The following is a 23182-nucleotide window of genomic DNA, read 5'->3' on the forward strand; positions in this document are numbered from 1 at the left end:
CTTAATGGCTGATCAGGCTCGTGCACGTCGGTTGGCCAAGCGGATCTGCATGATCGTTGCCTCGGCCATCGAGTTCGAGATCAAGGATCCGGGGCTGGACGGGGTGACCATCGTCGATGTGAAGGTGACCGCTGATTTGCATGACGCGACGGTGTTTTACACAGTGATGGGTCGCACTCTGGAGGATGCGCCCGACTACGCTGCCGCTTCCGCTGCGTTGAACCGGGCCAAGGGCACGTTGCGCAGCAAGGTCGGGGCGGGTACCGGTGTGCGTTTCACTCCGACTCTGACATTCACGCGGGACATGACGTCTGACAGTGTGGCGCGGATGGAAGAGTTGCTGGCCCGCGCCCGCGCCGTGGATGCCGATGTGGCGCAGGTCCGCCTGCGTGCCAAGCCGGCGGGGGAGGCTAATCCATACCGTGACAAGGGGGCCGCAGCGGGATTGGGTGGGGTCGATATCGCGGACACTGATGACGACGATCGAACCGACGACTGAGCCGGTCGGTGCTTCGCTAACGCGGGCTCCTGTGGAGGCTGTTGGCGCAGCCGAGTTGTTGTCGGCCGCGACGACGATCGGGCTGGCCGGTCACATTCATCCCGATCCAGATACCGTAGGCGCCAGTCTGGCAATGGCCCTGGTGTGGGACAGGTACAGGCAAGCAGGTCGAGGTCAGTTTCGCTACACCGAAGGCGTTGAGGTCCCTGCCTGGCTTCCACCTACTGGTGATCCTCGACATGATTCGCCGTGATGTTGATTTGGTTATGACCGTTGATGTTCCGAGCGTGAATCGGTTCGACAGGTTGAGTGACTTCGCCACCCTGGGTCAGCAGCTGCTGGTTATCGACCATCACGCGTCCAACGACATTTTCGGCACCGCGCATTTCGTCGATTCGTTGGCGGAGTCCACCACAATTTTGGTTGATGAATTTTCGATGCATGGGGAAAGCCAGTCGAGCCCGAAGTGGCATAGTGTATCTATGCTGGGTTGACGACGGACACCGGGTCATTCCGCTGGGCCAGCCGCTCGCCCTGCGACTGGCGGCCTGGCTGATTTATATCGGCGTGACTAACGCTGCGGTGCGTCGAGTGCTGATCGACAGTTATTCGTTTGCTTAGCTGCCGATGTTGTCGCGCTTGCTGGGCTCTGCGCAGTTGCTGCCCGACGCGGTCGACGCTAGCAGACTGGACTAGGTCGGTCGTTGACAATCAGGACTGGGTGAGTTCACGCTCAGAGGAGGGTGAGAGCATCGTCGACCACCCAGCGGGCCGAGGTGGCGGTGGCCGCCGACTATTCGGCCACAGGCCTGATCTATGATATGGTGACTGCACTGTCCACAGCGTTTGACTACGACGTGCCGGCCAGGGCCGCCGCTCAGTAGGCTCTCGCGAAGATGACTCGCTTGTCGTAAGCAGATGGCGCATCGCAGCGTATGCACCGTCCGGTAGCGAGGGCGCCTTGCCGAGGTATGCATCGGGGAGTGGCCGCTGTTTCGGCTTTGATGTCCTCTTCGCAATCCGGGTTGCCGCAATGAAGGGCAAGTGCCCATCCTGTGGCTACGGTCGTTGCGAAAGCGTCCCAGTTGTCGACCAATGTGGTGTGATCGTCCCGGAATTGGGTGGCGCGCCTCAGCAAGGTGCGTTGGAAATCTGCGAGAACGCAGGGGATTTCGGTCGGGGCAGCTGCGATGGCAATGGACTGTTTGACTTTCGCACCGATACGCTTGACCATGACTGTGGTTCCGGCTTCGAGGTCGCGTGGGCCGAGTTCGAGGCGGATCGGTACCCCGCGGAGCTCCCAGTCGTTGTATTTCCAGCCGGGTGTCAGCTGTGGACGCGCATCCACATGTGTGCGCACTCCAGCAGCTTGCAGGCGTCGCGCCAAGTCTGCTGCAGCATGTTCGACCTCGGATTCCTTGTTGCCGTTAGTGATTGGCACGATGACTACTTGGTAGGGGGCCACCTGGGGTGGGAGAACGAGGCCCTGGTCATCGCCGTGGACCATCACGATAGCCCCGACTATCCGCGTACTTAGCCCAAAAGATGTCGTGTGCACGAAAGCTTGTTGTTCTTCGGCTGTGGTGTAGCGGATGTTGAAAGCCCGAGCGAAGTTGTCGCCCAAGTAATGAGTGGTCCCGGATTGCAACGCTTTCCCATCGCGCATCATCGCTTCGATAGTGTAGGTGTTGAGTGCACCGGCGAACCGCTCACCGGCGGTTTTCTCTCCGGAAACAATCGGAATGGCGGCCATGTCACGAGCCAATGTGGTGTATATTTCCAGAGCGAACAAAGTTTCGCGGAGAGCATCGGATTTCTCGATGTGAGCCGAGTGACCTTCTTGCCACAGAAACTCGATCGTGCGCAGCAGCATTCGGGGCCGAAGTTCCCAACGGACTACATTCGACCACTGGTTCAACCGCAGCGGTAGGTCACGGTGGGAGGTGATCCATTTGGCCATCATGTCGCCGATGACGGTCTCGGAGGTTGGACGGATCACGAGTGGCTCGGACAGCTCCTTGTTGCCGGCATGGGTGACGACCGCCAGTTCCGGGTGGAACCCTTCGACATGCTCGGCTTCCCGGTTGAAGTAGTTCTCTGGGATCAGCATCGGGAAGTAGGCATTTTCGTGACCGAGTTCCTTGATCCTTCTATCGAGCTCGGCCTGCAACAGCTCCCAAATGCGGTAGCCGTACGGGCGAATCACCATGGTTCCCTTGGTGGGGCCTCGATCGACCAGTCCTGCCTTGGTGACGACCTCGTTGTACCAGGCGGAGAAGTCGTCTTCCTGGCTAGTCATGCCTCGCTTGCTGCGTCCCATGGATCGCGCAGTCTACCTGCCGACCTCGTTGCCGGAACGTGGCGGTCTATGGACGGTTTCACCCGGGTCGTGATGGTTGCGCACATAATCATGACGATGTCGACGTTGCCTCCTGACAGCAATGTATTAAACGCAATTAATGGTCTATTTCGTCAGCCAACGTGGTTCGACATTCCGTTCGCACTGCACATCTGGAACCCCCAACAGCGTCAAAGGCGTGCACCAATCCGCATTCGCTGGATGGCTGTTACTTATCGCCTACCCTAACGCACCTGTGGACGTCCACGTTGGAGAACGGCCTCGCGGTTGACGGCGATGCCGTCGTTGCTGGCCCGGAATTGCTTGGCCGCCATCGCTTCCAACCATATTCCCCGGCGTTCTGCGGCTCTTCGGTCTGGTGGTGGGATGCCAGTAATGCCCATACTGCGTTTGATTGTTGCCGATGATGGTTGCCGACACTTGGTGAGTGTTGTCCAGCATCCGGTGGTTCGGCACCACTTCGGTGACCAGGTCGGTCCGCAGCTTGGCGTCGGCCAACAGGTAGGTGCCGGTGAAGTTCATCCGCGCCGGGTCATGCCTACACCACTTTCGGCGGCAGCCGCATGCTCAACCTCTCAGGTGGATAGCCGGCTAACTTGGGCATGGCTGTCGACGAAGCGTGTGTGCTTTGAAGCGATGCCTGTCGCAGTACAGAACCATCTTCAGTCCATCGGTGACTGCGGCGCCATTATCGAGTCGATCATCAGCTTGGTCATCGATGGCCACCGTGGCGAGGTATCGGACAGCGTCGAATGTTCACCCTGCTCTTTGAGATCCAGCTCAGTGCAAATACCGGATCGGCGGTGGTGGACGATGTCAGCCATCGTCGGTCTCGGTATCGATCAGGGCCCTGAAGAACCGATCGCGTAGCACCTCAGACAACACATTGCGCTCCTGCACCCGGTTGAAGGTCAGGGCGCACATCTGCTCGTTGGTTTTGATCAGCAGAATATCGTCGCCATGACCTCAATCGTAGCCGGCTTTTCGTGACACATACCTGGCGGTGACGACCCGCTGAGGAGTCTCGCTGTGGTTTATATCTGGCGGGCTTTACCGCACCGATCCCGCATCTATCGTGGTATGCTTTTGGTAGAGCAAAGTCGAACTGCGCTGTCCGTGGCCACGGTGAGGAAAAGTATCGCGGTGGGTAGCGCGAAAGTATATGAGCAAGGTCAGCGGAGAATGCCGATGCGGCAGTTACCGAAGTCGCCGTGATGACGACGCGATTGCTAGGTGAGTTGCCGCCACGGTGCCAGTCGCCGAAGATTGTGCTGCCCTAGCGCCGGCTAGACGTTGTGACACGTTGAGCGAGATCGCAGTGACACCTTATTTGAAGGAATGGCGCGTGGTCGTGCAACTCAATGCTTAATGGTAATAAGCGTGTGTTGCTGCGTGAGGGCGGCATCGGAGAAAAGTAATTATTTAGGTGGTGACCCAGGAGTTCTGGCTGTTTCCGGCGGTCGCCCATAGACACGCGGAGCGAGTGCTACCCGAGTATCAAGATTTACTGGCAGCTGCGGCCGCCGACAGCGCCGATGCACACCTTGTGGTGCGAGTCGCGGTGAAGGTTGTTGTCGCATTAGTGGTGCAATGCCCAGAAAGCCTTAGTGTAATAAAGGATTTGCATATTGGACCACCGAGTCGGTGCGTGCTGACCGGGTCGGTTTTCGACTCAAGCACAAACTAGCGGTGCTCGTGGTATCCGTGATTCCGTTGATCGAGCTGGTGTCATTCACCTGTACACTTGATTACGCCGTTTGCACGAGCTGGGTGGCAGCTGGCGGTGTGCCCGACGTTCGGAGATGTTGGTGCATGATTACGTCGTGCTAACCCGCGTCGCGGCTCAGGTCCACGACGCGGTCGGCCGACGGTAAGCAACAGCCGGAAGGGGTCGAACTACACTATAGGTATGGTCGGTGTCAGCTGTTGGGCCGCCAGCATCGGTTCTTGCTTGCTGCGCCTGCGCAGCGCCGAAGCCTCGCCCAGGTAAGTGTCCAACTAAGTCAACGATTCCTGAGCATTAGCGGCCAGACCTTTGGTGAGCATTTGAGTTGTGTGCCTACGGCCCGATCGTCAGCCTGACGTCGACGCCTCGGCCGCGTAGATGCCGGTACTGGTGCAGCGTTTGCTAGAGGAATATGTCTTGCTAGACTTCACCAGTAATATAGGAACCTGAATGCGGTCCAGCGCGGTGCTGAGGTTGTGTCTTTGTCCAAAACGGATCGTTGTGGTCGGAATGTGCGACCCACGGAGCACCCGCGCCAAGCAGTGTTCTGGAGGCAGTACCCAGCGGAACGTCACCGGCGCTGTGTGCCCGCCTTCCCCCATGCTTGCAACTGGCGATGCCGCTTCGGATGCGTTGCGGATCCTACTGGTGCGGAATCAGATTGCTCCAGCTCAGAAAATTGTTGACGGTGAACGAGCCGGTACCTTCCACTTAGGCGTGGAAATCGTGTGGAGCCGGGCCAGTTCCGTTGGCGGATCGTGCAACAACGCCCTTGGGTGAACCGTAGGTAGGATAACCCGACGGTGCCGAACCGTCCGGTGAATCAGGGCTGCTAACGGAGGCCAGGTCACGGTGTCGGCGCCGTCGGCAGCTTTGTTGATCATTGGCTGGAACATACCGCCTGCTTCGAAAGTCCTATGCACGCTTTGCAGCACGACGTGGCGGCCGTGGGCGGCGTACAGCCTACCAAATATCAACGAGAACGGACGTCAACGATAATTGGACAGTAGATGCCCATAAAGTCCGCGCGGACTAGCAAGGTGCTTGCGGGGCTTGATGTGATTGGTGCGTAGTGGTCGGCGACCAGGTGCATGTTGTCCGCGTATCGGGACTTGTACTCGGCTCACGGTGTAACGGGCGGTCGACCATGGCAGTCCTCACAGTCTTCCGGCAGGGTTTTCACCTCATTGCGTGGTTAGGGGCGCACGACCTTAGGGTAAGACTGGCAGGTAGAGCTTGTAATAGAGAGATTGTTCGCCCGTTGTAGGTTGGTGGACGGGCAGTCGACGTCTGGGCTGGAATAGTAATGGCATCTGCTGGATTACGTCTTGCGGATCTTGAACGTCACCATACAGGAGTAATTCTAGAGGCTGTTGTGGTAGGTCGGTTTAATAATCCAATACTGTGCGGCGCGGTGGCCATGGATCGTGGTATCGAGGGCGTCTGTGCTTAAGCACGTCAGATGATAGCCTCGACGGCCATCTGATAGTTATCGGCGTCGTAGTGGCAGTACAGTGCGTTTTCGCGTTTGGGGGTGTGAACGCCAGTCCGAGTCGCTGTACCGCATCGAACGGGATGTCCTTAACATATGTCTAACGGGCATGGGCTGCTGGTCGCCATGATCGGGCTCGTCATGGTGGTTTCTATCGGCTCGCTGGTCGACCGGCAGCTAGGACGGTCCCAGCTGAGGTTGGCAGCGGGGCGCTCTGTGCGCCCACTGCGCCTCCTGATGACCGTTGTGACTAACGCACCGAGCGCTCCGATCAGACGGACCCGGGTGAGCAGGGTGCTTTTCACCTACTGCGGTCCTTTGTCGAGAGTGTACAAGTTGCGTTCGTGTCGTCAGTGGGAAAATGATAACCGGTGGTTACGTGTGCAGATCAACGAGGTCGTGGCGCTAGGCTGAGCAACCGTGGCGAAACAGGAATCGATGTGCGGTGGAGAGCCGACGTTGTGGGCGATCTCCGACTTGCACACCGGTCACGTCGGTAATAAGCCGGTAGCCGAATCGCTGTACCCGTTGTCGCCAGATGATTGGCTGATCGTTGCCGGCGACGTCGCTGAATGCACTGACGAGATTCGTTGGACACTTGATCTGCTACGGCGGCGTTTCGCCAAGGTGATTTGGGTGCCTGGCAACCACGAACTGTGGACGACCAACCGGGATCCGATGCAGATCTTTGGCCGAGCACGCTACGAGTACCTGATTAATATGTGCGACGAGATGGGCGTGGTTACGTCCGAACATCCGTTTCCGCTGTGGACAGAACGCGGAGGTCCGGCCACGATCGTGCCGATGTTTTTGCTCTATGACTATAGTTTTCTACCCACTGGCGCTGACAGCAAAGCCAAGGGTTTGGCCATCGCGCGGGATTGCAACGTGGTGGCTACCGATGAATACCTGCTCTCATCGGAGCCGTACGCTACTCGCGAGGCGTGGTGTCGCGAGCGGCTCGATGTCACCCGGCCCCGTCTCGAGCAACTTGACTGGATGACACCGACCGTGCTGGTAAACCATTTTCCGTTGGTACGAGAACCCTGCGACGCGTTGTTTTATCCAGAATTTTCGCTGTGGTGTGGAACCACCAAAACAGCTAACTGGCATATTCGCTACAACGCAATTTGTTCAGTTTACGGCCATCTTCACATTCCTCGTACCACCTGGTACGACGAGGTGCGTTTCGAAGAGGTATCGGTGGGTTACCCGCGGGAGTGGCGGCGTCGCAAGCCGTATACCTGGCTGCGCCAGGTATTGCCTGATCCTCAGTACGCGCCCGGCTACCTCAACGACTTCGGTGGTCACTTCGTGATTACTTCTGAGATGCGGGCACAGGCCGCGCAATTCCGGGAACGATTGCGGCAGCCGCAGTCATGATGACGGTAAGCATGTTGGTGTCATCGGTGCTGCCCGACTACGCGTCGCAGGATTTGGAATACGCGGAGCTGTACTCCGATCCACCTGGTCTTACTCCGTTGCCTGAAGAGGAACCGTTGATTGCCAAGTCGGTGTCTAAACGGCGCAACGAATTCATCACCGCTCGTTATTGTGCCCGGATTGCTCTGGGTCGGCTCAGAGTACCCCCGGTGCCCATCCTCAAGGGAGACAAGGGTGAACCGTGCTGGCCCGACGGTGTGGTAGGGAGTCTTACCCACTGCGCTGGCTATCGCGGCGCCGTAGTGGGGCGCAGTGTCGCGGTGCGTTCAGTGGGCATTGACGCCGAACCGCATGAGGTTTTGCCGAACGGCGTGCTGGATGCTATCAGCTTGCCGGAGGAGCGCAGCGAAATGCGTCGGAAGTTGCCATCGGTACTGCATTGGGACCGAATCTTGTTCTGCGCTAAGGAGGCAACGTACAAGGCGTGGTTTCCGCTGACCAAAAAATGGCTGGGTTTTGAGGACGCCCACATCACGTTTGCCGTGGACAGTCTTGGTTCGTCGGGTAGTTTTGTGTCGCGGATCCTGGTCGACGGATCAGCGCTGTCGGGCCCACCGTTAACGGCGCTGACCGGTATGTGGTCAGTCGACCGCGGACTGGTTCTGACCGCAATCGTGCTATGAGCGAAAGCCCCATAGGCGCAGGAGTCGGTCCGGGAGTAGTGGTCATTGACAAGCCGGTCGGGATTACCAGTCACGATGTGGTGGCGCGCTGCCGTCGAATATTTTGCACTCGCAGGGTGGGGCACGCGGGAACACTGGATCCGATGGCCACCGGTGTGCTGGTGCTTGGGATCGACCGTGCCACCAAGATCCTGGGTCTGCTGACCGGGGCCTCGAAGGGGTACGTAGCGACCATCCGCCTCGGCCAGACTACATCTACTGAGGATGCCGAGGGTGAATTGCTTCAGTGTGTCTCGGCTCAGCACTTGACAGACGAGGCGATCGCCACTGCGATCAGCAGGCTGCGCGGTGATATCAAGCAGGTGCCGTCGGCGGTCAGCGCTATCAAGGTTGATGGTCGTCGCGCTTATCGGCTGGTTCGCGAGGGCCATGTTGTCGAGCTGCAAGCCCGGCCGGTACGCATTGACCGGTTAGAGGTGCTGGCTATTCGACCCGGTCCCGAAGTCGGATTAGCGGATGTCATCGATCTTGATGTCGAAGTCGACTGCTCATCGGGAACCTACATTCGTGCACTGGCTCGCGACCTCGGCGATACGTTTGGGGTAGGTGGGCATCTGAGGTCGTTGCGGCGCACCCGGGTAGGCTGTTTCGAGCTGGACCAGGCGCGGTCACTCGAAGACCTGGCGGAGCTACCGCGATTGAGTCGGACGCTAGACGAGACCTGTTTGCTGATGTTTCCCCGTCGTGACCTCACGGTAAGCGAGGTCGAGGCAACCAGTAACGGGCGACCGCTTTCGTCGGCCGGTATCGACGGTATCTATGCTGCCAGCGACGCAGACGGTCGAGTAATTGCATTGCTGCGCGACGAGGGCCCGCGGACCAAGTCGGTGGTGGTGTTGCGCCCGGCTTCCGTGCGAGCCAGTATTGAACGGTGCATCGCTGGGGTAATTGAAGCCTAGGGTGTTGTTGATTTTTGTGTGGTTGAGGGGTGTGGTGGGTTATGTGGTGGGGATCGGTGGTGTGGGTTGTGTTGGTGGTTTAGGGTTGGTCGCGGCGTAGGTGGGCTGCTTGCAAGGGCCGCCGAGTAGTTGGTGTTGGTCACCGGCCGCGACATCGAAGCTGGCGATGCTGGGGGTGCGTCTGGTGTGGCGGGTGGCCGGGGATCAGTTGCGCTTTTCTGGTGATGTGTTAGCCCGCCACGCGCACAAGTCACCAGATCACGCCGTGGATGGCTTTTATCTTCCTTCCGCGGTCGATCCCCACAAAAAGTCAAGTACTGCCCTAGGCTAGAGCACCGCCGTACGCGTCATCACCGGCTGCGAGGTCATCGACGAACTGTGAAACCAACACGGCACCAACACAGCCGGGGGCACACCGGCTGGCCGAGGGCCGGTGAACAAACAGACACCCCACAGCCATAGCATGCACCCGAAAGCGCCCCCAACACCCAGCGCCAACAAGATCTAGGCTAGCCCACCAAACTCCCGACCGTATCGGCCAGCGATGGCACACCAGAACACTACTTCACCTGCCACCTATGAAACCGACCAACAATTCCTGCCACAAACACCAACACCCCCGGCCACCACACAACAACAACGCTTTAGTCAGCGCTGTCGAACTTGCGAGCTCGTAGTGCGCGTTTCACCGTAGCCTGGCCCTCCAGCACCAGTCGGCGCAAGGCCGGTGGTACCCCGGACTCCGGGGCTGCTAGGAACTCTTCAGCAGCGGCGATCCCGGCGTCGCTGATGTCCCAGTGAGGATACAGGCCGATCACCACCGTTTGCGCCACTTCGCTAGATCGCCGTGTCCAGACACCGGGTATCGCAGCGAAGTAGCGCGCGGTGAACGGCTTGAGTAGCTCACCTTGTCCTGGTGCGACGATGCCCGCGATTATCGCCCGGCCTGCGGCGTTAGCCAGGGTGTCATCCTCGACCACCGTAGTAAACGCCTTATCCTTAACGTCGGACTGTGGCCGTGCTGCTGCGGCTTGAGCGCCGTGTCCTGGTGGTTGGTCGGTTGTCGATCGGGCTGTATGCGGCAGCGTTTGGAGTGCACGTCGACTATGTCGACACCGACCAACAGCGGCTGACAGCCGCCGAAAGACTTGGGGTTGTGGTCCACGATTGGATAAAGGATAAAGTCGGGCAAGTCCCGGGCTCGGTATCTCGCCACTGTGCACACCTGCCGCGGATTCGGCGACGTTACGTGCTATGCGGCCAGAAGGCATCTGTACTAATACCGGGATCTACTGCCACCCCATGGTAGAGATACCGGTGTTCTCGATTATACCCCTATGGGGTGCAGTTTGTTCCTGGGCGCGTCAACGCGCGCACCGTCATCCCGCGCATTTTGGACCTGCTTGCCGACGGATGCGCTCTAGTGCCGGCCGTCGAGCGCGTGGTTTCATAGGACATCCTCCCATGAGCTTGGCCAACGATGACTGGCAAGACCGTCTTTCCCAGGATGCCGGTTTGCACCGGCTCAGGCAATGTCGCCGACGAAGACCCCGATCTGGCGTAGCTGCACGCGCATAATCCATGGCAACTGCTGACTGTCTGAGCCTTCGGAGCTGGTGGGCAGAATCTGGGGGTTTGTTGATATGCATGTCACGACAGGTGAAGTGCACGTTGACTTCGCTGGCGGCCAGCACGTTTTTGATCTAATCAGTTTTCCCTGACCTTGCGCGATTGCCAACACATCGTCTTCGCGTTAGGCGGTCACGATGATTTGGTATGGGGCTTGCCGAATTTGCGACTGTGGTGCGTAATGGTTCGTGGTTCCTGGCAGGTAAGGTGCTATGGGTGTGAGCGCCAGGTTAATGGATTTGATCTGAACACGCTCGAGCCAGGGCAGGAACACCATCGGGACGCCTGGGGCGTTATTTGCGGTGATCCTTGGCCGACATGGCCGCTTCTTGAGCGGACTTTCCGCCATGCGGAGACAAACACGGTAGTGGCACGGTACCGGCCGGATATAGACCCGAGCTGCTCTGGGACAATGGTCGTTGTGAGCACCACGCCACCACTCCTGCTAGCCTGCATTGACCTGCGGGGCGCTGAGTTGACGGCTACCCAGTTGCGGGCCGCGCTGCCGCGCGGTGGCGCCGACGTAGAGGCTGTGCTGCCTACAGTGTTGCCGATCGTGCAGGCTGTTGCCGAGTGCGGGGCGGATGCGGCTTTGGAATTCGGAGCGTTATTCGACGGTGTGCGGCCCTCGACTGTCCGGGTGCCCGACGCCGCGTTGGACGCCGCGCTGGCCGGATTGGACCCCGATGTCTGCGACGCGTTGCAGGTGATGATCGAGCGGACCCGCATTGTGCATGCCGATCAGCGCCGCACCGACGTCACCACCGCGCTCGGCCTGGGTGCGACGGTCACCGAACGATGGGTTCCCGTTGAGCGGGTGGGCCTGTATGTACCCGGCGGCAATGCGGTGTACCCGTCCAGCGTGGTGATGAACGTGGTGCCAGCACAGACCGCGGGTGTCGACTCCCTGGTGGTGGCCAGCCCTCCGCAGGTCACTTCCGGTGGCCGGTTTCACGGACTACCGCATCCAACGATTCTGGCTGTGGCCCGGCTACTGGAAGTTGACGAGGTCTGGGCCGTAGGCGGGGCACAGGCAGTGGCGTTGCTTGCTTACGGAGGCATCGATAGTGACGATTGCGAGCTGGCACCGGTCGACATGATCACCGGTCCAGGCAATATCTACGTCACCGCCGCCAAGCGGCTATGTCGCTCCCAGGTGGGTATCGATGCTGAGGCCGGTCCGACCGAGATTGTGATCCTCGCCGACCATACCGCCGATCCAGCGCATGTAGCTGCCGACATGATCAGCCAGGCCGAGCATGACGAGATGGCTGCCAGTGTATTGGTGACCCCAAGTACGGATCTGGCTGATGCTACCGACGCCGAATTGGCTGCCCAGCTGCCGACCACGGTGCATCGGAAACGGGTGGCGACAGCATTGGGAGGAAGCCAGTCAGCTATCATTTTGGTAGACGACTTGGAGGCTGGCGTTAAAGTGGTCAATGTCTACGCTGCTGAGCATCTGGAGATCCAAACCGCTGACGCGCCACGAGTCGCTAGCAGAATACGTTGTGCCGGAGCTATTTTCGTTGGTCCGTGGACACCGGTCAGCCTTGGCGACTACTGCGCTGGGTCTAATCACGTATTGCCGACTGCAGGTTGTGCCCGGCATTCCGGCGGCCTGTCAGTGCAGACCTTTCTGCGTGGCATCCATGTTGTCGACTACACTGAAATGGCCCTCAAAGACATATCCGGGCACGTTATCACGTTGGCCAACGCCGAAGATTTGCCGGCGCATGGGGAAGCGGTACGGCGGAGATTCGCGCGATGAGCGTACCTGAGCCCACACTCGATGATCTGCCTTTGCGCGCTAATCTTCGCGTAAAATCACCTTATGGTGCAACGCAGTTGGTGGTTCCAGTGCTGCTGAACACCAACGAGAACCCGCACCCACCCACCAAGGCGTTGGTCGACGACGTGGTGCGGTCGGTGCAAAAGGTGGCAGTCGACTTACATCGCTACCCTGATCGCGATGCGGTGGCACTGCGCCAAGACCTGGCCGCCTATCTCACTGCGCAGACCGGGATCCGGCTTGGTGTCGAAAATATTTGGGTTGCCAACGGTTCCAATGAGATTCTGCAACAGCTTCTGCAGGCGTTCGGTGGTCCGGGGCGCAACGCGATCGGCTTTGTTCCGTCCTACTCGATGCACCCTATAATCGCCGATGGCACCCACACCGAGTGGTTAGAAACCGTTCGCGCTGATGATTTCAGCCTTGATGTCGAGGCTGCTGTCACCGCCGTCGCGGACCGCAAGCCCGATGTGGTGTTTATCGCCAGCCCCAATAACCCTTCCGGGCAGAGTGTTTCGCTAGCTGATCTACGGAGGCTGCTCGATGTGGTTCCGGGGATCTTGATCGTCGACGAGGCCTATGGTGAATTTTCCTCGCGGCCTAGCGCAGTGGTGCTGGTAGGCGAGTATCCGACTAAAATCGTTGTCACCCGCACAACGAGTAAGGCGTTCGCCTTCGCCGGTGGCAGACTTGGATATTTAATCGCGACGCCGGCCCTGGTGGAAGCGATGCTGCTGGTGCGGCTGCCGTATCATCTATCATCGATCACTCAAGCGGCGGCTCGAGCGGCACTACGGCACGCTGATGACACCCTAGGTAGTGTCGCAGTGTTGATCGCCGAACGAGAACGGGTGACAAAATCTCTGGCCAGCATGGGATTTCGGGTAATCCCTAGCGAAGCAAACTTCGTGCTGTTCGGACAATTCGCCGACGCGGCTGGTGCTTGGCAGCATTACTTGGACACCGGTGTGCTGATCCGCGATGTCGGTATTCCAGGCTACCTGCGCGCTACTACGGGTTTAGCTGAAGAGAACGACGCGTTCCTTACAGCTAGCGCCGAGATCGCTGCTACCGAATTGGCCCCAGCCACCGCGGTAGGAACCTCGTGACTAACACTGAAGTAGGGCAAACAACGCGTCGTGCGCGTATTGAACGCCGCACCCGCGAATCTGATATCATCGTTGAACTCGACCTGGACGGCACGGGGCAGGTTCACATCGATACCGGTGTCTCGTTCTATGACCACATGCTGACTGCGCTGGGCAGCCATGCTAACTTTGATCTGACCGTGTGTACCAAAGGTGACGTGGAGATCGAAGCCCATCACACCATCGAGGACACCGCGATTGCGCTGGGTCAGGCGCTTGAGCAGGCGCTGGGCAACAAGAAGGGCATCCGAAGGTTCGGAGACGCCTTCATCCCGATGGACGAGACCCTGGCCCACGCGGTAGTCGATGTATCAGGTCGGCCCTATTGTGTACACACTGGGGAGCCTGATCACCTGCAGCACAATACTATTGCCGGAAGTTCGGTACCCTACTACACTGTCATCAACCGGCACGTATTCGAGTCGCTGGCGGCCAATGCGCGCATCGCGCTGCATGTGCGCGTCTTGTACGGGCGCGACCCGCACCACATCACTGAAGCGCAATACAAGGCCGTCGCGCGCGCGCTAAGTCAGGCGGTCAAACCCGACCCTCGGTTGTCGGGTGTGCCGTCCACCAAAGGTGTCTTGTGAGAAGTAAATCGGTTGTAGTTCTGGATTACGGTTCGGGTAACTTGTGGTCGGCGCAGCGCGCGCTGCAGCGGGTTGGTGCCGCGGTCGAAGTTACGGCTGACTTAGCTGCAGGCGCCGCCGCTGATGGGTTGCTGGTGCCCGGTGTCGGCGCGTTCGGGGCGTGCATGGCAGGTCTGCGGAAAATCGCGGCGGAGCGGACCATCGCCGAGCGGATCGTCACGGGACGACCGGTGTTAGGGGTCTGTGTCGGCATGCAGATTTTGTTCTCCCGCGGTGTCGAATTCGGCGTGGAAACAACAGGCTGTGGTCAGTGGCCGGGCGTTGTGACTCGACTCGACGCCCCGGTGGTTCCGCATATGGGCTGGAATGTCGTCAATTTCGCGCCTGGCAGTGCGTTGTTCAAGGGCCTAGATGTTGGAGTTCGTTTTTATTTCGTGCATTCTTACGCCGCGCAGCGTTGGGAAGGCTCATCCGAGGCGCTGTTGACATGGGCTACTCATCGAGTACCGTTTTTGGCCGCAGTGGAAGAAGGACCACTGGTTGCCACCCAGTTCCATCCGGAAAAGAGTGGGGAAGCTGGGGCAACCGTGCTGAGCAATTGGGTTGGGGGACTTTAAAGGATACTGGTGATGTCGCTGATACTTTTACCCGCTGTCGACGTGGTCAAGGGTCGCGCCGTGCGCCTGGTTCAGGGAAAGGCCGGTAGCGCAACCGAGTACGGTTCAGCACTGGACGTCGCGTTGGGCTGGCAACGTGACGGCGCCGACTGGATCCATCTAGTGGATCTGGACGCCGCGTTTGGTCGCGGTTCCAACCGCGACCTGCTTGCTAAGGTGGTGAGCAGACTTGATGTGCAGGTCGAGTTATCCGGCGGTATCCGCGATGACGACTCTCTGACTGCTGCGTTGGCTACCGGCTGCGCACGGGTCAACCTAGGTACGGCCGCATGCGAGAACCCGCACTGGTGCGCACGGGTGATCGCCGAGCACGGTGACAAGGTTGCCGTCGGTTTGGATGTCCAGATCGTCGACGGCCAGCATCGGCTGCGCGGGCGTGGCTGGGAAACCGACGGCGGAGACCTGTGGGACGTGTTGGAACGCTTTGATCGCCAAGGATGTTCACGGTTCGTTGTCACCGATGTCACTAAGGACGGTGCGTTGGGCGGTCCCAACTTCGACCTGCTGGCAAGTGTCGCCGATCGCACCAACGTCCCGGTGATCGCTTCCGGTGGCGTTTCCAGCCTGGACGACCTGCGTGCCATCGCTACGCTCACCGACCGCGGGATCGAGGGTGTCATCGTGGGCACGGCCCTCTACGCTGAACGGTTCACCTTGCCGCAAGCACTGGCCGTGGTTCGGATGTAACCCCACAATGGATCTGTACATGTTGATGGCCGAGGCGTCGGCAATCCTTGATGCTGCGGCGAGTTTGTTCCTGGCCAGCCATCGCACACCGATTCGGCGGTCCGCAAGAGATGCGACAACTTCGCTATCGAAGTCAACATTGCCATCGACCGGCAGGTCGTCGCTGTGTTGATTGAGATCACGGGGATCGGCGTGCACGGTGAGGAGTTCGAGGGTTCGGCCCTGGACCCACCTTGGGCGTGGGTATTGGACCCGATCGACGGCACATTTAACTATGTGGTGGGATCGCCGATGGCCGCTATGTTGTTAGCTCTGCTGTATCACGACGACTCAATGGTGGGTTTGACCTGGATGCCGTTCATCGGCGAGTGCTACACAGCCGTTGTGGGTCGGCCGATGATGAAAAATCTTGTCCCACAATCATCACCAGCTCCCGGAGAGTGGAGCAAGGTGCTGGTCGGTGCCGGTAAGCTCAAAGGGGATTCACGCGGCTGGGTCCCCAGACGCTATCGGTTGGCTGTGGTGGAAAATCTCAGCCGAGCCTGTTTACGGTTGCGCACGCATGGCTCCACTGGCACTGATCTTGTCTATGTTGCCAACGGAATTCTTTGTGAAGCAGTAATTATCGGTTGCTACTTTTGGTATCACGCTGCTGTCGTTGTGTTGGTGCAGGCTGCTGGCGACGTCGTCACCGATCTGGCCGGTGAACTGTGGACGCCTGCGGCGCCGTGTGTGGTAGTTGCGGCACCCAGCTTGCATAGCCAGATCCTCGATATCCTTTGTGGCATGGGCGCACCGGAGGATTACCGAGATGTATTCGGGTAACGGTCTTGCGGTACGAGTGATTCCCTGTCTGGACGTCGATTGCGGGCGGGTGGTTAAAGGGGTCAATTTCAAGAACCTCCGAGATGCGGGTGATATCGTGGAGTTGGCTGCTACCTACGACGCTGAAGGTGCCGACGAGCTGGCTTTTCTTGACGTGACTGCGTCCTCGTCGGGCAGGTGCAACATGCTGGAGGTAGTGCGCTGCACCGCTGAACAGGTGTTCATCCCTCTGACGGTCGGAGGTGGGGTGCGTACGGTCGCAGACGTCGACGTGTTGCTGCGTGCGGGAGCTGACAAGGTGGCGGTCAACACCTCCGCAATCGCTCATCCTGAACTATTGGCTGACATGGCAAGGCAATTCGGTTCCCAATGCATCGTGTTGTCTGTCGATGCGCGCACGGTACCCACTGGATCAGCCCCAACACCTTCCGGGTGGGAGGTCACTACTCATGGCGGTCGTCGCGGCACCGGTATCGACGCTGTTGAGTGGGCGGCTCGTGGGGTCGACCTCGGAGTGGGGGAAATCCTGCTGAACTCGATGGACGCTGACGGCACTAAAACTGGGTTCGACTTGGCGATGCTGCGGGCCGTTCGCGCCGCGGTTACGGTGCCAATCATAGCCAGTGGCGGCGCCGGGGCAACCGAACATTTCGTGCCAGCGGTTACGGCCGGTGCTGATGCGGTTTTGGCGGCCAGTGTCTTTCATTTCCGAGAGCTGACGATCGGGCAGGTCAAAGACGCTATGGCCGCAGCAGGGATCGCGGTGCGATGACACTCGACCCAGACATTGCCGCGCGCCTCAAGCGCAACGCCGAAGGTTTATTCACTGCCGTCGTACAGGAGCGCTCCAGCGGTGACGTGCTAATGGTCGCCTGGATGGACGACCAAGCATTGGCCCGCACCCTGGAAACCCGTGAGGCGAACTACTATTCGCGATCTCGTGCCGAGCAGTGGATCAAGGGAGCGACCTCCGGCAACACACAGCATGTCCACTCGGTGCGCCTGGATTGCGACGGCGACACAGTGTTGTTGACGGTCGACCAGGTCGGCGGAGCTTGCCATACCGGCGCTCACAGTTGTTTCGATGCTGCAATGCTGTTAGCCCCTCAGGATTAGCCGGCGCCTCATCTATGCCTTTAGTGAGGTGCGGTATCCAATCTGTTGGCCGCGGCTATCGCTGCGTGGGTCCATTCGTGTCAGAAAACGGCTGGGTGAATATGATGGCGGAGAATAACCTCGACATCCACTACATTTCTTTTCCAAGGGTTACGGCCGCAGGTACTCGGAAAGGAGAAGGCTGGTTCGTCTGTGGCGATAGCAAGAATGGGGTTGGTATCGGTCAAGCTGTTTGCGCGCCTAGTGTCCTAGATCCATTTGACTGGCTTGAAGCCTCCTAAAGTTCTTGGCATACTCTATCCATAAGCGGGTGTTGCGTCTATATGTAGAGTTTGGTGATTGCTCTGTTCACGGTGAGGTGTTCGGCCGGGTTGAGTACGGCCTGATTGATTGGCGACTTGGCTGGTTAACTTAATCGCCGGCGTTGATGAGGTGCGTCGCGATGGCCTGTTGATGAGCGCGGGCGCCGCGTATCCAGGTACCCACGACCACGGCTAACGCAAACTTATGCAACAATGGCCACCACAATGAGTATAGCCGGTCCCAGCCGGCTAGCGCGCATTTTTCGTAGGTTGCTGCAGTAGGCTTCGCTATGATCGGTGTCGGTCCGACGATGATTTTGGTGGTGTCTACCTCGCCGGCCGGGGTGGTTAAAAATTGGTCGGCCAGTGAGGACACGAAGTCCGCACATTTCGGACAATGTGTATCGGGTTTTTTCGTCAGCGCTTTGTTTGTGTAGTGACGGCGTCAAGTTCTGCTCATTCAGGTCGCCGCTCACTAGATCTAGTGGAGGTGGTGCCAACAGGTGTTGGCTCATCACCACCGCCGGGTTGGAGCGCTGGAAAGCGGCCGACTCAGTCAGTAGGTTAAATGCGGTGCAGTCAAGTATATAATAATACTTTAGATTTAGTCTACTCTGTGTCTCGCATGTCGAGATCTTCATCCTATATTTGTTCGGGCGCGCAGTAGGTGGTGGTCACTACCAACATGTTTGTCGAGGTTGAGCCGTTAAATTCTTGTCTTACCCCAGCTCGCTGGTGATACCGAAATCGGTGATCAGGTCCCTGCCATCGCTCAGGGCGATAATAGTTGGCCGGCGTAACGTTACAATGCAAAAGTCCCCGTGCATGGGTGTGAGCATAGAGCGTTGAGCAACGGCTGAAATTATCTCCACGACGTTTGCTCGCGGCATCGGGTCCTTCCACTTAGTCCATTAAGATCTACAATTGTTCCTGGTAGTTGCCGTGGTCGTGGATCCCAACGATATGCTCATGGTACACGCTCGCGGTCATGTCGGCTTCCTGGTTTAAGCGTTTACTAAATTCGAGATTCCTGGCAGGTCGCTGGGCAAGATTTTGACAGCATCGTGGCGCGGTAGCCTCGAAATCCTGCGCCAGATACACCGGACCCATCTCACCAGCTCCTCAGACACCGCACGATGGGTGTATCCGGCGCAGTCCTATTTGGCCATCGTTTTGCAACCTGTGAACATCCTACTGAGGGTGTTGCGTCGGCACTTCAGTAATCACAGGAGAGTGGCGCCGGTCACAGTGGTTCCGTGTTTGCCCCGCTGGGGAGTCGGTAGGTGACTTCGGTGAGAATGGCGGGCGATGTTGAAACGGATATCCTGGACTGCGCTGGTACCGCTGTTTGCTCTGGCCATGCTGGCATCGACCTGGGGCAGGGAGATCGGTCCGTTCGTGACTGCTTTACAGGCGGCATTGCTGACCGGCGCTGTGCTTGCTGCGGTTCATCATGCGGAGGTGGTCGCGCACCGGGTTGGTGAACCGTTTGGGTCGTTGGTGCTCGCTGCAGCGGTGACGGTCATCGAAGTGGCTCTCATCGTCACGCTCATGGCCTCTGGTGAAAACGAATCATGGACGCTGGCCAGGGACACCGCGTTCGCTGCGCTAATGATCACCACTAACGGGATTGCGGGTTTTTCGCTGTTGCTGGGGTCCCGGCGCTACGGTGTGACGTTGTTCAACGCCCACGGCAGCGGGGCTGCGCTGGCCACGCTCACGACGTTGGCGACGTTAAGCCTGGTTCTGCCCACTTTCACTACTAGTCACCGTGGCAATGAGTTCTCACCTGGCCAGCTGGTCTTCGCTGCCGTCGCTTCGTTAGGGCTTTACCTGCTGTTTGTATTCACACAAACTATCCGGCATCGCGACTTTTTTCTTCCTGTCGCACAGAAGGGCCAAAAAGTCCTGTTCGAAGAGGATGAAAGCCATGCCGATCCACCCAGCGCCCGGTCTGCGCTGATCAGCCTCGCACTGCTGCTTGTTGCGCTGATCGCGGTGGTGGGTCTGGCCGAACTGCAGTCGTCAGTAATCGAACACTTGGTGACAGCAATTGGCTTCCCCCAGCCATTCGTTGGTGTAGTGATCGCCATGCTGGTGCTGTTACCAGAAACGCTTGCTGCGGTGCGTGCGGCACGTCGAGGTCGCATCCAGACCAGCCTGAACCTGGCTTACGGCTCGGCTATGGCCAGCATTGGGCTGACCATTCCGGCCATCACACTGGCTTCCATCTGGCTTACCGGACCGTTGATACTCGGCCTGGGCCCGACCCAGTTGGTGTTGTTGGCTCTGACCGTCGTAATAAGCGTGCTGACCGTGGTGCCTGGGCGAGCTACCCGACTCCAGGGCGAGGTGCATCTAGTACTGCTCGCCGCTTTCGTATTTTTGGCGATCATCCCGTAAAAAGCGGGTAGCATCGGCGGCTTGAAGAATTAATCGGTCGATCTGGCCAGCAGAGTCTCTAGCGCCTTTGTCGGCATGGGTGTCTACGCTTAATTCGCTAGAGATCACATTGGACACCTTGCGGTCGTTGTCTATGACATAAGGTTGCGCGTTTAGCCGGAATTAAGTTTGCCAAGCAAACCGCGCTTAACGCCGAATCGGATGGCCACTCTGCCGTTGGTGTCCGACAACAGAGGGTAGTTGAAATTCTGGGTGTTGGCGAACTCGGCTTGTTTGTGAAACAGTATTTGGTGCTGATGCCGACCTGGCCAACCCTGGCCGTGGCGAATTCTTTCGCAAAGTCGCGGAAAGGGCATGCTTCCTTGGTGTAGCCAGGTGCCATCGCCACTGGATGAAAGAACAGAACTACGGACTCGTCGGCAAGCAGCGCGTTGAGTTGACGCAGCGTTTCGGTTTGACTTTATTTGCTTGACTGGAGAAGTGCGAAATCAATGGTGGTGTCACCGGATTTTCATGGCGGCTACACTGCATATAGTGCAATGGCCCGCACGCGCGTCTACACAGCGACACGCCATATAAGGCGGTAGTTTTAGGAACGTTCGGACGTGATCAGCCTATCTGCAAGGATGAACCGGTGCATACCCACCTCGCCTCCACCACGTCACGTGAGGACTTTCGCCAGCTAGCTGCCGATCACCGGGTGGTTCCAGTGACCCGCAAGGTCTTGGCTGATAGCGAGACGCCACTATCGGCATACCGCAAGCTTGCTGCTAATCGTCCGAGCACCTTCCTACTGGAGTCGGCCGAGAACGGCAGATCCTGGTCGCAGTGGTCGTTCATTGGTGTGGGTGCGCCATCGGCTTTGACAATTCGTGACGGCGAAGCGGTGTGGCTGGGTACTGTGCCGCAGGACGCGCCCACTGGCGGTGAACCCCTGCATGTCTTGCAGGCCACGCTCGAGTTACTGGCCACCGCGGCAATACCCGGGTTGCCACCGCTATCGAGTGGCATGGTGGGTTTCTTCGCCTACGACATGGTGCGGAGCCTGGAACGCCTGCCTGAACTGGCCCTAAATGATCTGCAGTTGCCCGATATGCTGTTGCTTTTAGCCACCGATGTAGCGGCCGTTGACCATCACGAGGGCACGATCACCCTGATCGCTAACGCTGTGAACTGGAACGGCACCGATGATCGGGTAGATCAGGCATACGACGATGCGATCGGGCGCTTGGACGTAATGACCGCAGCACTGGGTCAGCCGCTGCCGTCGACCGTTGCCACGTTCAGCCGGCCTGACCCTCGGCGCCGAGCGCAGTACACCATCGAGGAATATGGTGCGATCGTCGACCACCTCGTCGACCAGATCGCGGCCGGTGAGGTCTTTCAAGTGGTGCCTTCGCAGCGCTTCGAGGTGGATACCGATGTCGATCCGATCGATGTTTATCGCATGCTGCGGGTCACCAACCCTAGCCCTTACATGTATCTGCTGCATGTGCCGAATAACGATGGTGCAACTGGCTTTTCGATCGTCGGATCTAGTCCGGAGGCATTGGTGACCGTCAAGGACGGTTGGGCGACGACGCATCCGATCGCTGGAACCCGCTGGCGAGGTCAGACCGAAGAAGAGGATCAGCTACTGGAAAAAGAGCTGCTCGCCGACGAGAAGGAACGAGCAGAGCACTTAATGCTTGTCGATCTAGGTCGCAACGATCTTGGTCGGGTTTGTACGCCAGGCACTATACGTGTAGAGGATTACAGCCACATTGAACGTTACAGTCACGTAATGCACATGGTGTCCAAGGTGACTGGGCTGCTCGGTGAGGGTCGCACCGCCCTGGACGCGGTGACCGCCTGCTTCCCCGCCGGCACGCTGTCGGGTGCGCCAAAGGTGCGGTCCATGGAGCTGATCGAGGAAGTGGAGAAGACGCGTCGTGGCCTTTATGGTGGGGTGGTCGGTTACCTCGACTTTGCTGGTAACGCCGACTTCGCGATAGCAATCCGTACGGCGCTAATGCGCGACGGCATCGCGTATGTACAAGCTGGCGGTGGGATAGTAGCCGACTCCAACGGGTCCTACGAATATATCGAGGCGAGTAACAAGGCTCGAGCGGTATTGAACGCTATCGCCGCTGCCGAGACGTTAACTGCCTTGGACTTCGGGTGTAGCCCCGTCCCTGGCAGCTATGCCGCCAGGGACGGGGCTGGCAATCCAGGGAGGCTGTGATGGCTCCTGATACCAAGAGCGCCCGGGCTGGCCGGCTGACGATCCGAATAGCGCAGTTGTTGCTGGTGGTTGGCGCCGGCGCGCTGTGGACGGCGGCCCGGCTGCCCTGGGTCGTTATTCGATCGTTCGACGGGTTGGGTCCGCCAAAGGAGGTGGTTCTCTCCGGAGCGTCATGGTCGACGGCGCTGCTGCCGTTAGCGCTTCTCATGCTGGCCGCGACTGTCGCAGCAATCGCAGTGCGCGGTTGGCCGTTGCGGGTGTTGGCAGGTCTGCTGGCAGTGGCTAGCTTCCTGGCCGGCTATTTGGGTGTCAGCCTGTGGGTGCTGCCGGATGTAACGGTGCGCGGAGCTATCCTGGTGCACGTCTCGTTGCTGTCGCTGGTAGACAGCCAACGGCACTATCTGGGCGCAGGGGTTGTGTTGGCAGCTTCTGGGTGCGCTCTAATTGCTGCTGTTTTATTGATGTGGTCGGCTTCCGTCATCGGACCCGCCCGCCAGGGCACATCCAAATACGTGACTCTAGCCCAACGCCGTTCGATTGCGCGGCGTGACGGTGCCACGACGGCGATCCCGCAGATATCAGAGCGGATGATCTGGGATGCGCTTGACGAAGGTCGAGACCTGACGGGCCGACCCCGCGAGCCGGACACCGAGGGGCGGTGGTGGACCGCGTACCGACGGTCGCTACC

At 59.0% G+C, this 23182-nt stretch carries 20 protein-coding genes and 9 pseudogenes; 20 read left to right on the forward strand and 9 right to left on the reverse strand.

The window, feature by feature from the left end; translation table 11 throughout:
- The first annotated feature begins 4 nt into the window (after nt 1-4).
- The 3 genes and pseudogenes from rbfA (at nt 5) to MLPF_RS17465 (ending at nt 1383) form a co-directional block, all read left to right on the forward strand.
- Nucleotides 5-499 carry a 30S ribosome-binding factor RbfA gene (gene rbfA, locus MLPF_RS08315; RefSeq protein ID WP_045843232.1) on the forward strand — a complete coding sequence of 165 codons (495 nt, stop codon included), beginning with the start codon at nt 5-7 and terminating at the stop codon, nt 497-499.
- Nucleotides 474-1259 (forward strand): annotated as a pseudogene (locus tag MLPF_RS08320) (DHH family phosphoesterase); the annotation flags it as partial. The gene rbfA and the pseudogene MLPF_RS08320, both read left to right, overlap by 26 nt.
- Entirely contained in the window at nt 1243-1383 is a 141-nt protein-coding gene (locus MLPF_RS17465) for a hypothetical protein (RefSeq protein ID WP_420329611.1), read from the forward strand. The pseudogene MLPF_RS08320 and the gene MLPF_RS17465, both read left to right, overlap by 17 nt.
- On the opposite strand, the gene proS is transcribed toward MLPF_RS17465, so the two are convergent.
- Together proS and MLPF_RS08330 are read right to left on the reverse strand one after the other, a co-directional pair.
- Nucleotides 1377-2819: a proline--tRNA ligase gene (proS, locus tag MLPF_RS08325; protein WP_045843231.1), complete on the reverse strand. Its 1443-nt coding sequence runs from the start codon at nt 2817-2819 to the stop codon at nt 1377-1379. The genes MLPF_RS17465 and proS overlap by 7 nt on opposite strands.
- A gap of 263 nt (nt 2820-3082) precedes the next feature.
- A pseudogene (locus MLPF_RS08330) lies at nt 3083-3782 on the reverse strand (enoyl-CoA hydratase-related protein).
- Between the two features lie 559 nt (nt 3783-4341).
- On the opposite strand from MLPF_RS08330, the pseudogene MLPF_RS17470 reads away from it, so the two are divergent.
- Nucleotides 4342-4688, forward strand: a pseudogene (locus tag MLPF_RS17470) (DUF1802 family protein).
- A gap of 1091 nt (nt 4689-5779) precedes the next feature.
- On the opposite strand, the pseudogene MLPF_RS16270 reads toward MLPF_RS17470, so the two are convergent.
- Nucleotides 5780-6369 (reverse strand): annotated as a pseudogene (locus tag MLPF_RS16270) (DUF3558 domain-containing protein).
- A gap of 145 nt (nt 6370-6514) precedes the next feature.
- On the opposite strand from MLPF_RS16270, the gene MLPF_RS08345 reads away from it, so the two are divergent.
- The 4 genes from MLPF_RS08345 (at nt 6515) to MLPF_RS08360 (ending at nt 9432) form a co-directional block, all read left to right on the forward strand.
- Nucleotides 6515-7459 carry a metallophosphoesterase family protein gene (locus tag MLPF_RS08345; RefSeq protein ID WP_045843244.1) on the forward strand — a complete coding sequence of 315 codons (945 nt, stop codon included), beginning with the start codon at nt 6515-6517 and terminating at the stop codon, nt 7457-7459.
- A complete protein-coding gene (gene pptT, locus MLPF_RS08350) occupies nt 7459-8142 on the forward strand; it encodes a 4'-phosphopantetheinyl transferase PptT (RefSeq protein WP_045843243.1) in 684 nt (227 codons plus the stop codon). Before MLPF_RS08345 ends, pptT begins: the two co-directional genes overlap by 1 nt.
- Nucleotides 8139-9101 carry a tRNA pseudouridine(55) synthase TruB gene (gene truB, locus MLPF_RS08355; protein ID WP_045843227.1) on the forward strand — a complete coding sequence of 321 codons (963 nt, stop codon included), beginning with the start codon at nt 8139-8141 and terminating at the stop codon, nt 9099-9101. The genes pptT and truB overlap by 4 nt, the downstream gene beginning before the upstream one ends.
- Before the next feature lie 100 nt (nt 9102-9201).
- Nucleotides 9202-9432: a hypothetical protein gene (locus MLPF_RS08360; RefSeq protein WP_237817102.1), complete on the forward strand. Its 231-nt coding sequence runs from the start codon at nt 9202-9204 to the stop codon at nt 9430-9432.
- Here MLPF_RS08360 and MLPF_RS08365 read toward each other — a convergent pair.
- Complete coding sequence (locus MLPF_RS08365) at nt 9429-9599, reverse strand: hypothetical protein (RefSeq protein WP_237817104.1); 171 nt, start codon at nt 9597-9599, stop codon at nt 9429-9431. The two genes, MLPF_RS08360 and MLPF_RS08365, sit on opposite strands and share 4 nt — an antisense overlap.
- Nucleotides 9600-9745: 146 nt before the next feature.
- Nucleotides 9746-10144 (reverse strand): annotated as a pseudogene (locus MLPF_RS08370) (ERAP1-like C-terminal domain-containing protein); the annotation flags it as partial.
- Between MLPF_RS08370 and MLPF_RS08375 the strand changes: the two are divergent.
- Nucleotides 10114-10410 (forward strand): hypothetical protein, encoded by a 297-nt coding sequence (locus MLPF_RS08375; RefSeq protein WP_050039084.1) that lies wholly within the window; start codon nt 10114-10116, stop codon nt 10408-10410. The pseudogene MLPF_RS08370 and the gene MLPF_RS08375 sit on opposite strands and share 31 nt — an antisense overlap.
- A gap of 216 nt (nt 10411-10626) precedes the next feature.
- On the opposite strand, the pseudogene MLPF_RS08380 reads toward MLPF_RS08375, so the two are convergent.
- A pseudogene (locus MLPF_RS08380) lies at nt 10627-11050 on the reverse strand (PNPOx family protein).
- A gap of 122 nt (nt 11051-11172) precedes the next feature.
- Between MLPF_RS08380 and hisD the strand changes: the two are divergent.
- The 8 genes and pseudogenes from hisD to hisI all read left to right on the forward strand — a co-directional run bounded on the left by hisD (nt 11173) and on the right by hisI (nt 17565).
- Nucleotides 11173-12501, forward strand: a complete 1329-nt coding sequence (gene hisD, locus MLPF_RS08385; RefSeq protein WP_156147080.1) for a histidinol dehydrogenase — start codon at nt 11173-11175, stop codon at nt 12499-12501.
- On the forward strand, nt 12498-13631 hold the full coding sequence (locus MLPF_RS08390; protein ID WP_045843018.1) for a histidinol-phosphate transaminase: 1134 nt from the start codon (nt 12498-12500) through the stop codon (nt 13629-13631). The genes hisD and MLPF_RS08390 overlap by 4 nt, the downstream gene beginning before the upstream one ends.
- On the forward strand, nt 13628-14260 hold the full coding sequence (hisB, locus tag MLPF_RS08395) for an imidazoleglycerol-phosphate dehydratase HisB (protein ID WP_045843019.1): 633 nt from the start codon (nt 13628-13630) through the stop codon (nt 14258-14260). The genes MLPF_RS08390 and hisB overlap by 4 nt, the downstream gene beginning before the upstream one ends.
- Nucleotides 14257-14877: an imidazole glycerol phosphate synthase subunit HisH gene (gene hisH / locus MLPF_RS08400; RefSeq protein ID WP_045843020.1), complete on the forward strand. Its 621-nt coding sequence runs from the start codon at nt 14257-14259 to the stop codon at nt 14875-14877. Before hisB ends, hisH begins: the two co-directional genes overlap by 4 nt.
- Before the next feature lie 9 nt (nt 14878-14886).
- Nucleotides 14887-15624 carry a bifunctional 1-(5-phosphoribosyl)-5-((5-phosphoribosylamino)methylideneamino)imidazole-4-carboxamide isomerase/phosphoribosylanthranilate isomerase PriA gene (priA, locus tag MLPF_RS08405; RefSeq protein WP_156147077.1) on the forward strand — a complete coding sequence of 246 codons (738 nt, stop codon included), beginning with the start codon at nt 14887-14889 and terminating at the stop codon, nt 15622-15624.
- Nucleotides 15625-15631: 7 nt separating this feature from the next.
- A pseudogene (locus MLPF_RS08410) lies at nt 15632-16449 on the forward strand (inositol monophosphatase family protein).
- The gene (gene hisF, locus MLPF_RS08415; RefSeq protein ID WP_045843021.1) at nt 16436-17221 is read left to right on the forward strand and encodes an imidazole glycerol phosphate synthase subunit HisF; all 786 of its coding nucleotides are present in this window, start codon (nt 16436-16438) and stop codon (nt 17219-17221) included. The pseudogene MLPF_RS08410 and the gene hisF overlap by 14 nt, the downstream one beginning before the upstream one ends.
- The gene (hisI, locus tag MLPF_RS08420) at nt 17218-17565 is read left to right on the forward strand and encodes a phosphoribosyl-AMP cyclohydrolase (RefSeq protein WP_045843022.1); all 348 of its coding nucleotides are present in this window, start codon (nt 17218-17220) and stop codon (nt 17563-17565) included. Before hisF ends, hisI begins: the two co-directional genes overlap by 4 nt.
- A gap of 411 nt (nt 17566-17976) precedes the next feature.
- On the opposite strand, the gene MLPF_RS08425 is transcribed toward hisI, so the two are convergent.
- Nucleotides 17977-18243 carry a hypothetical protein gene (locus MLPF_RS08425; protein WP_050039085.1) on the reverse strand — a complete coding sequence of 89 codons (267 nt, stop codon included), beginning with the start codon at nt 18241-18243 and terminating at the stop codon, nt 17977-17979.
- A 542-nt stretch (nt 18244-18785) separates the two neighbouring features.
- The gene (locus MLPF_RS08430) at nt 18786-18977 is read right to left on the reverse strand and encodes a hypothetical protein (protein WP_050039086.1); all 192 of its coding nucleotides are present in this window, start codon (nt 18975-18977) and stop codon (nt 18786-18788) included.
- 198 nt (nt 18978-19175) lie between these two features.
- Between MLPF_RS08430 and MLPF_RS08435 the strand changes: the two genes are divergently transcribed.
- Nucleotides 19176-20270 (forward strand): calcium:cation antiporter, encoded by a 1095-nt coding sequence (locus MLPF_RS08435; protein WP_045843023.1) that lies wholly within the window; start codon nt 19176-19178, stop codon nt 20268-20270.
- Between the two features lie 29 nt (nt 20271-20299).
- On the opposite strand, the pseudogene MLPF_RS08440 reads toward MLPF_RS08435, so the two are convergent.
- A pseudogene (locus tag MLPF_RS08440) lies at nt 20300-20715 on the reverse strand (peroxiredoxin).
- A gap of 189 nt (nt 20716-20904) precedes the next feature.
- On the opposite strand from MLPF_RS08440, the gene MLPF_RS08445 reads away from it, so the two are divergent.
- Together MLPF_RS08445 and MLPF_RS08450 are read left to right on the forward strand one after the other, a co-directional pair.
- Nucleotides 20905-22494, forward strand: a complete 1590-nt coding sequence (locus MLPF_RS08445; RefSeq protein ID WP_045843024.1) for an anthranilate synthase component I — start codon at nt 20905-20907, stop codon at nt 22492-22494.
- Nucleotides 22494-23153: pseudogene (locus MLPF_RS08450) on the forward strand (TIGR02234 family membrane protein); the annotation flags it as partial. The gene MLPF_RS08445 and the pseudogene MLPF_RS08450, both read left to right, overlap by 1 nt.
- Nucleotides 23154-23182: the final 29 nt, after the last annotated feature.

Source organism: Mycobacterium lepromatosis, from assembly GCF_000975265.2.
Classification (GTDB): domain Bacteria; phylum Actinomycetota; class Actinomycetes; order Mycobacteriales; family Mycobacteriaceae; genus Mycobacterium; species Mycobacterium lepromatosis.

What these genes read in the sequence shown, in the direction of transcription:
- proS (WP_045843231.1), bottom strand. Translation starts at nt 2,819, where the DNA reads ATGGGACGCAGCAAGCGAGGCATGACTAGCCAGGAAGACGACTTCTCC.
- MLPF_RS08345 (WP_045843244.1), top strand. Translation starts at nt 6,515, where the DNA reads ATGTGCGGTGGAGAGCCGACGTTGTGGGCGATCTCCGACTTGCACACC.
- MLPF_RS08430 (WP_050039086.1), bottom strand. Translation starts at nt 18,977, where the DNA reads ATGGGTCCGGTGTATCTGGCGCAGGATTTCGAGGCTACCGCGCCACGA.
- truB (WP_045843227.1), top strand. Translation starts at nt 8,139, where the DNA reads ATGAGCGAAAGCCCCATAGGCGCAGGAGTCGGTCCGGGAGTAGTGGTC.
- MLPF_RS08435 (WP_045843023.1), top strand. Translation starts at nt 19,176, where the DNA reads ATGTTGAAACGGATATCCTGGACTGCGCTGGTACCGCTGTTTGCTCTG.
- hisF (WP_045843021.1), top strand. Translation starts at nt 16,436, where the DNA reads ATGTATTCGGGTAACGGTCTTGCGGTACGAGTGATTCCCTGTCTGGAC.
- MLPF_RS08390 (WP_045843018.1), top strand. Translation starts at nt 12,498, where the DNA reads ATGAGCGTACCTGAGCCCACACTCGATGATCTGCCTTTGCGCGCTAAT.
- pptT (WP_045843243.1), top strand. Translation starts at nt 7,459, where the DNA reads ATGACGGTAAGCATGTTGGTGTCATCGGTGCTGCCCGACTACGCGTCG.
- hisI (WP_045843022.1), top strand. Translation starts at nt 17,218, where the DNA reads ATGACACTCGACCCAGACATTGCCGCGCGCCTCAAGCGCAACGCCGAA.
- rbfA (WP_045843232.1), top strand. Translation starts at nt 5, where the DNA reads ATGGCTGATCAGGCTCGTGCACGTCGGTTGGCCAAGCGGATCTGCATG.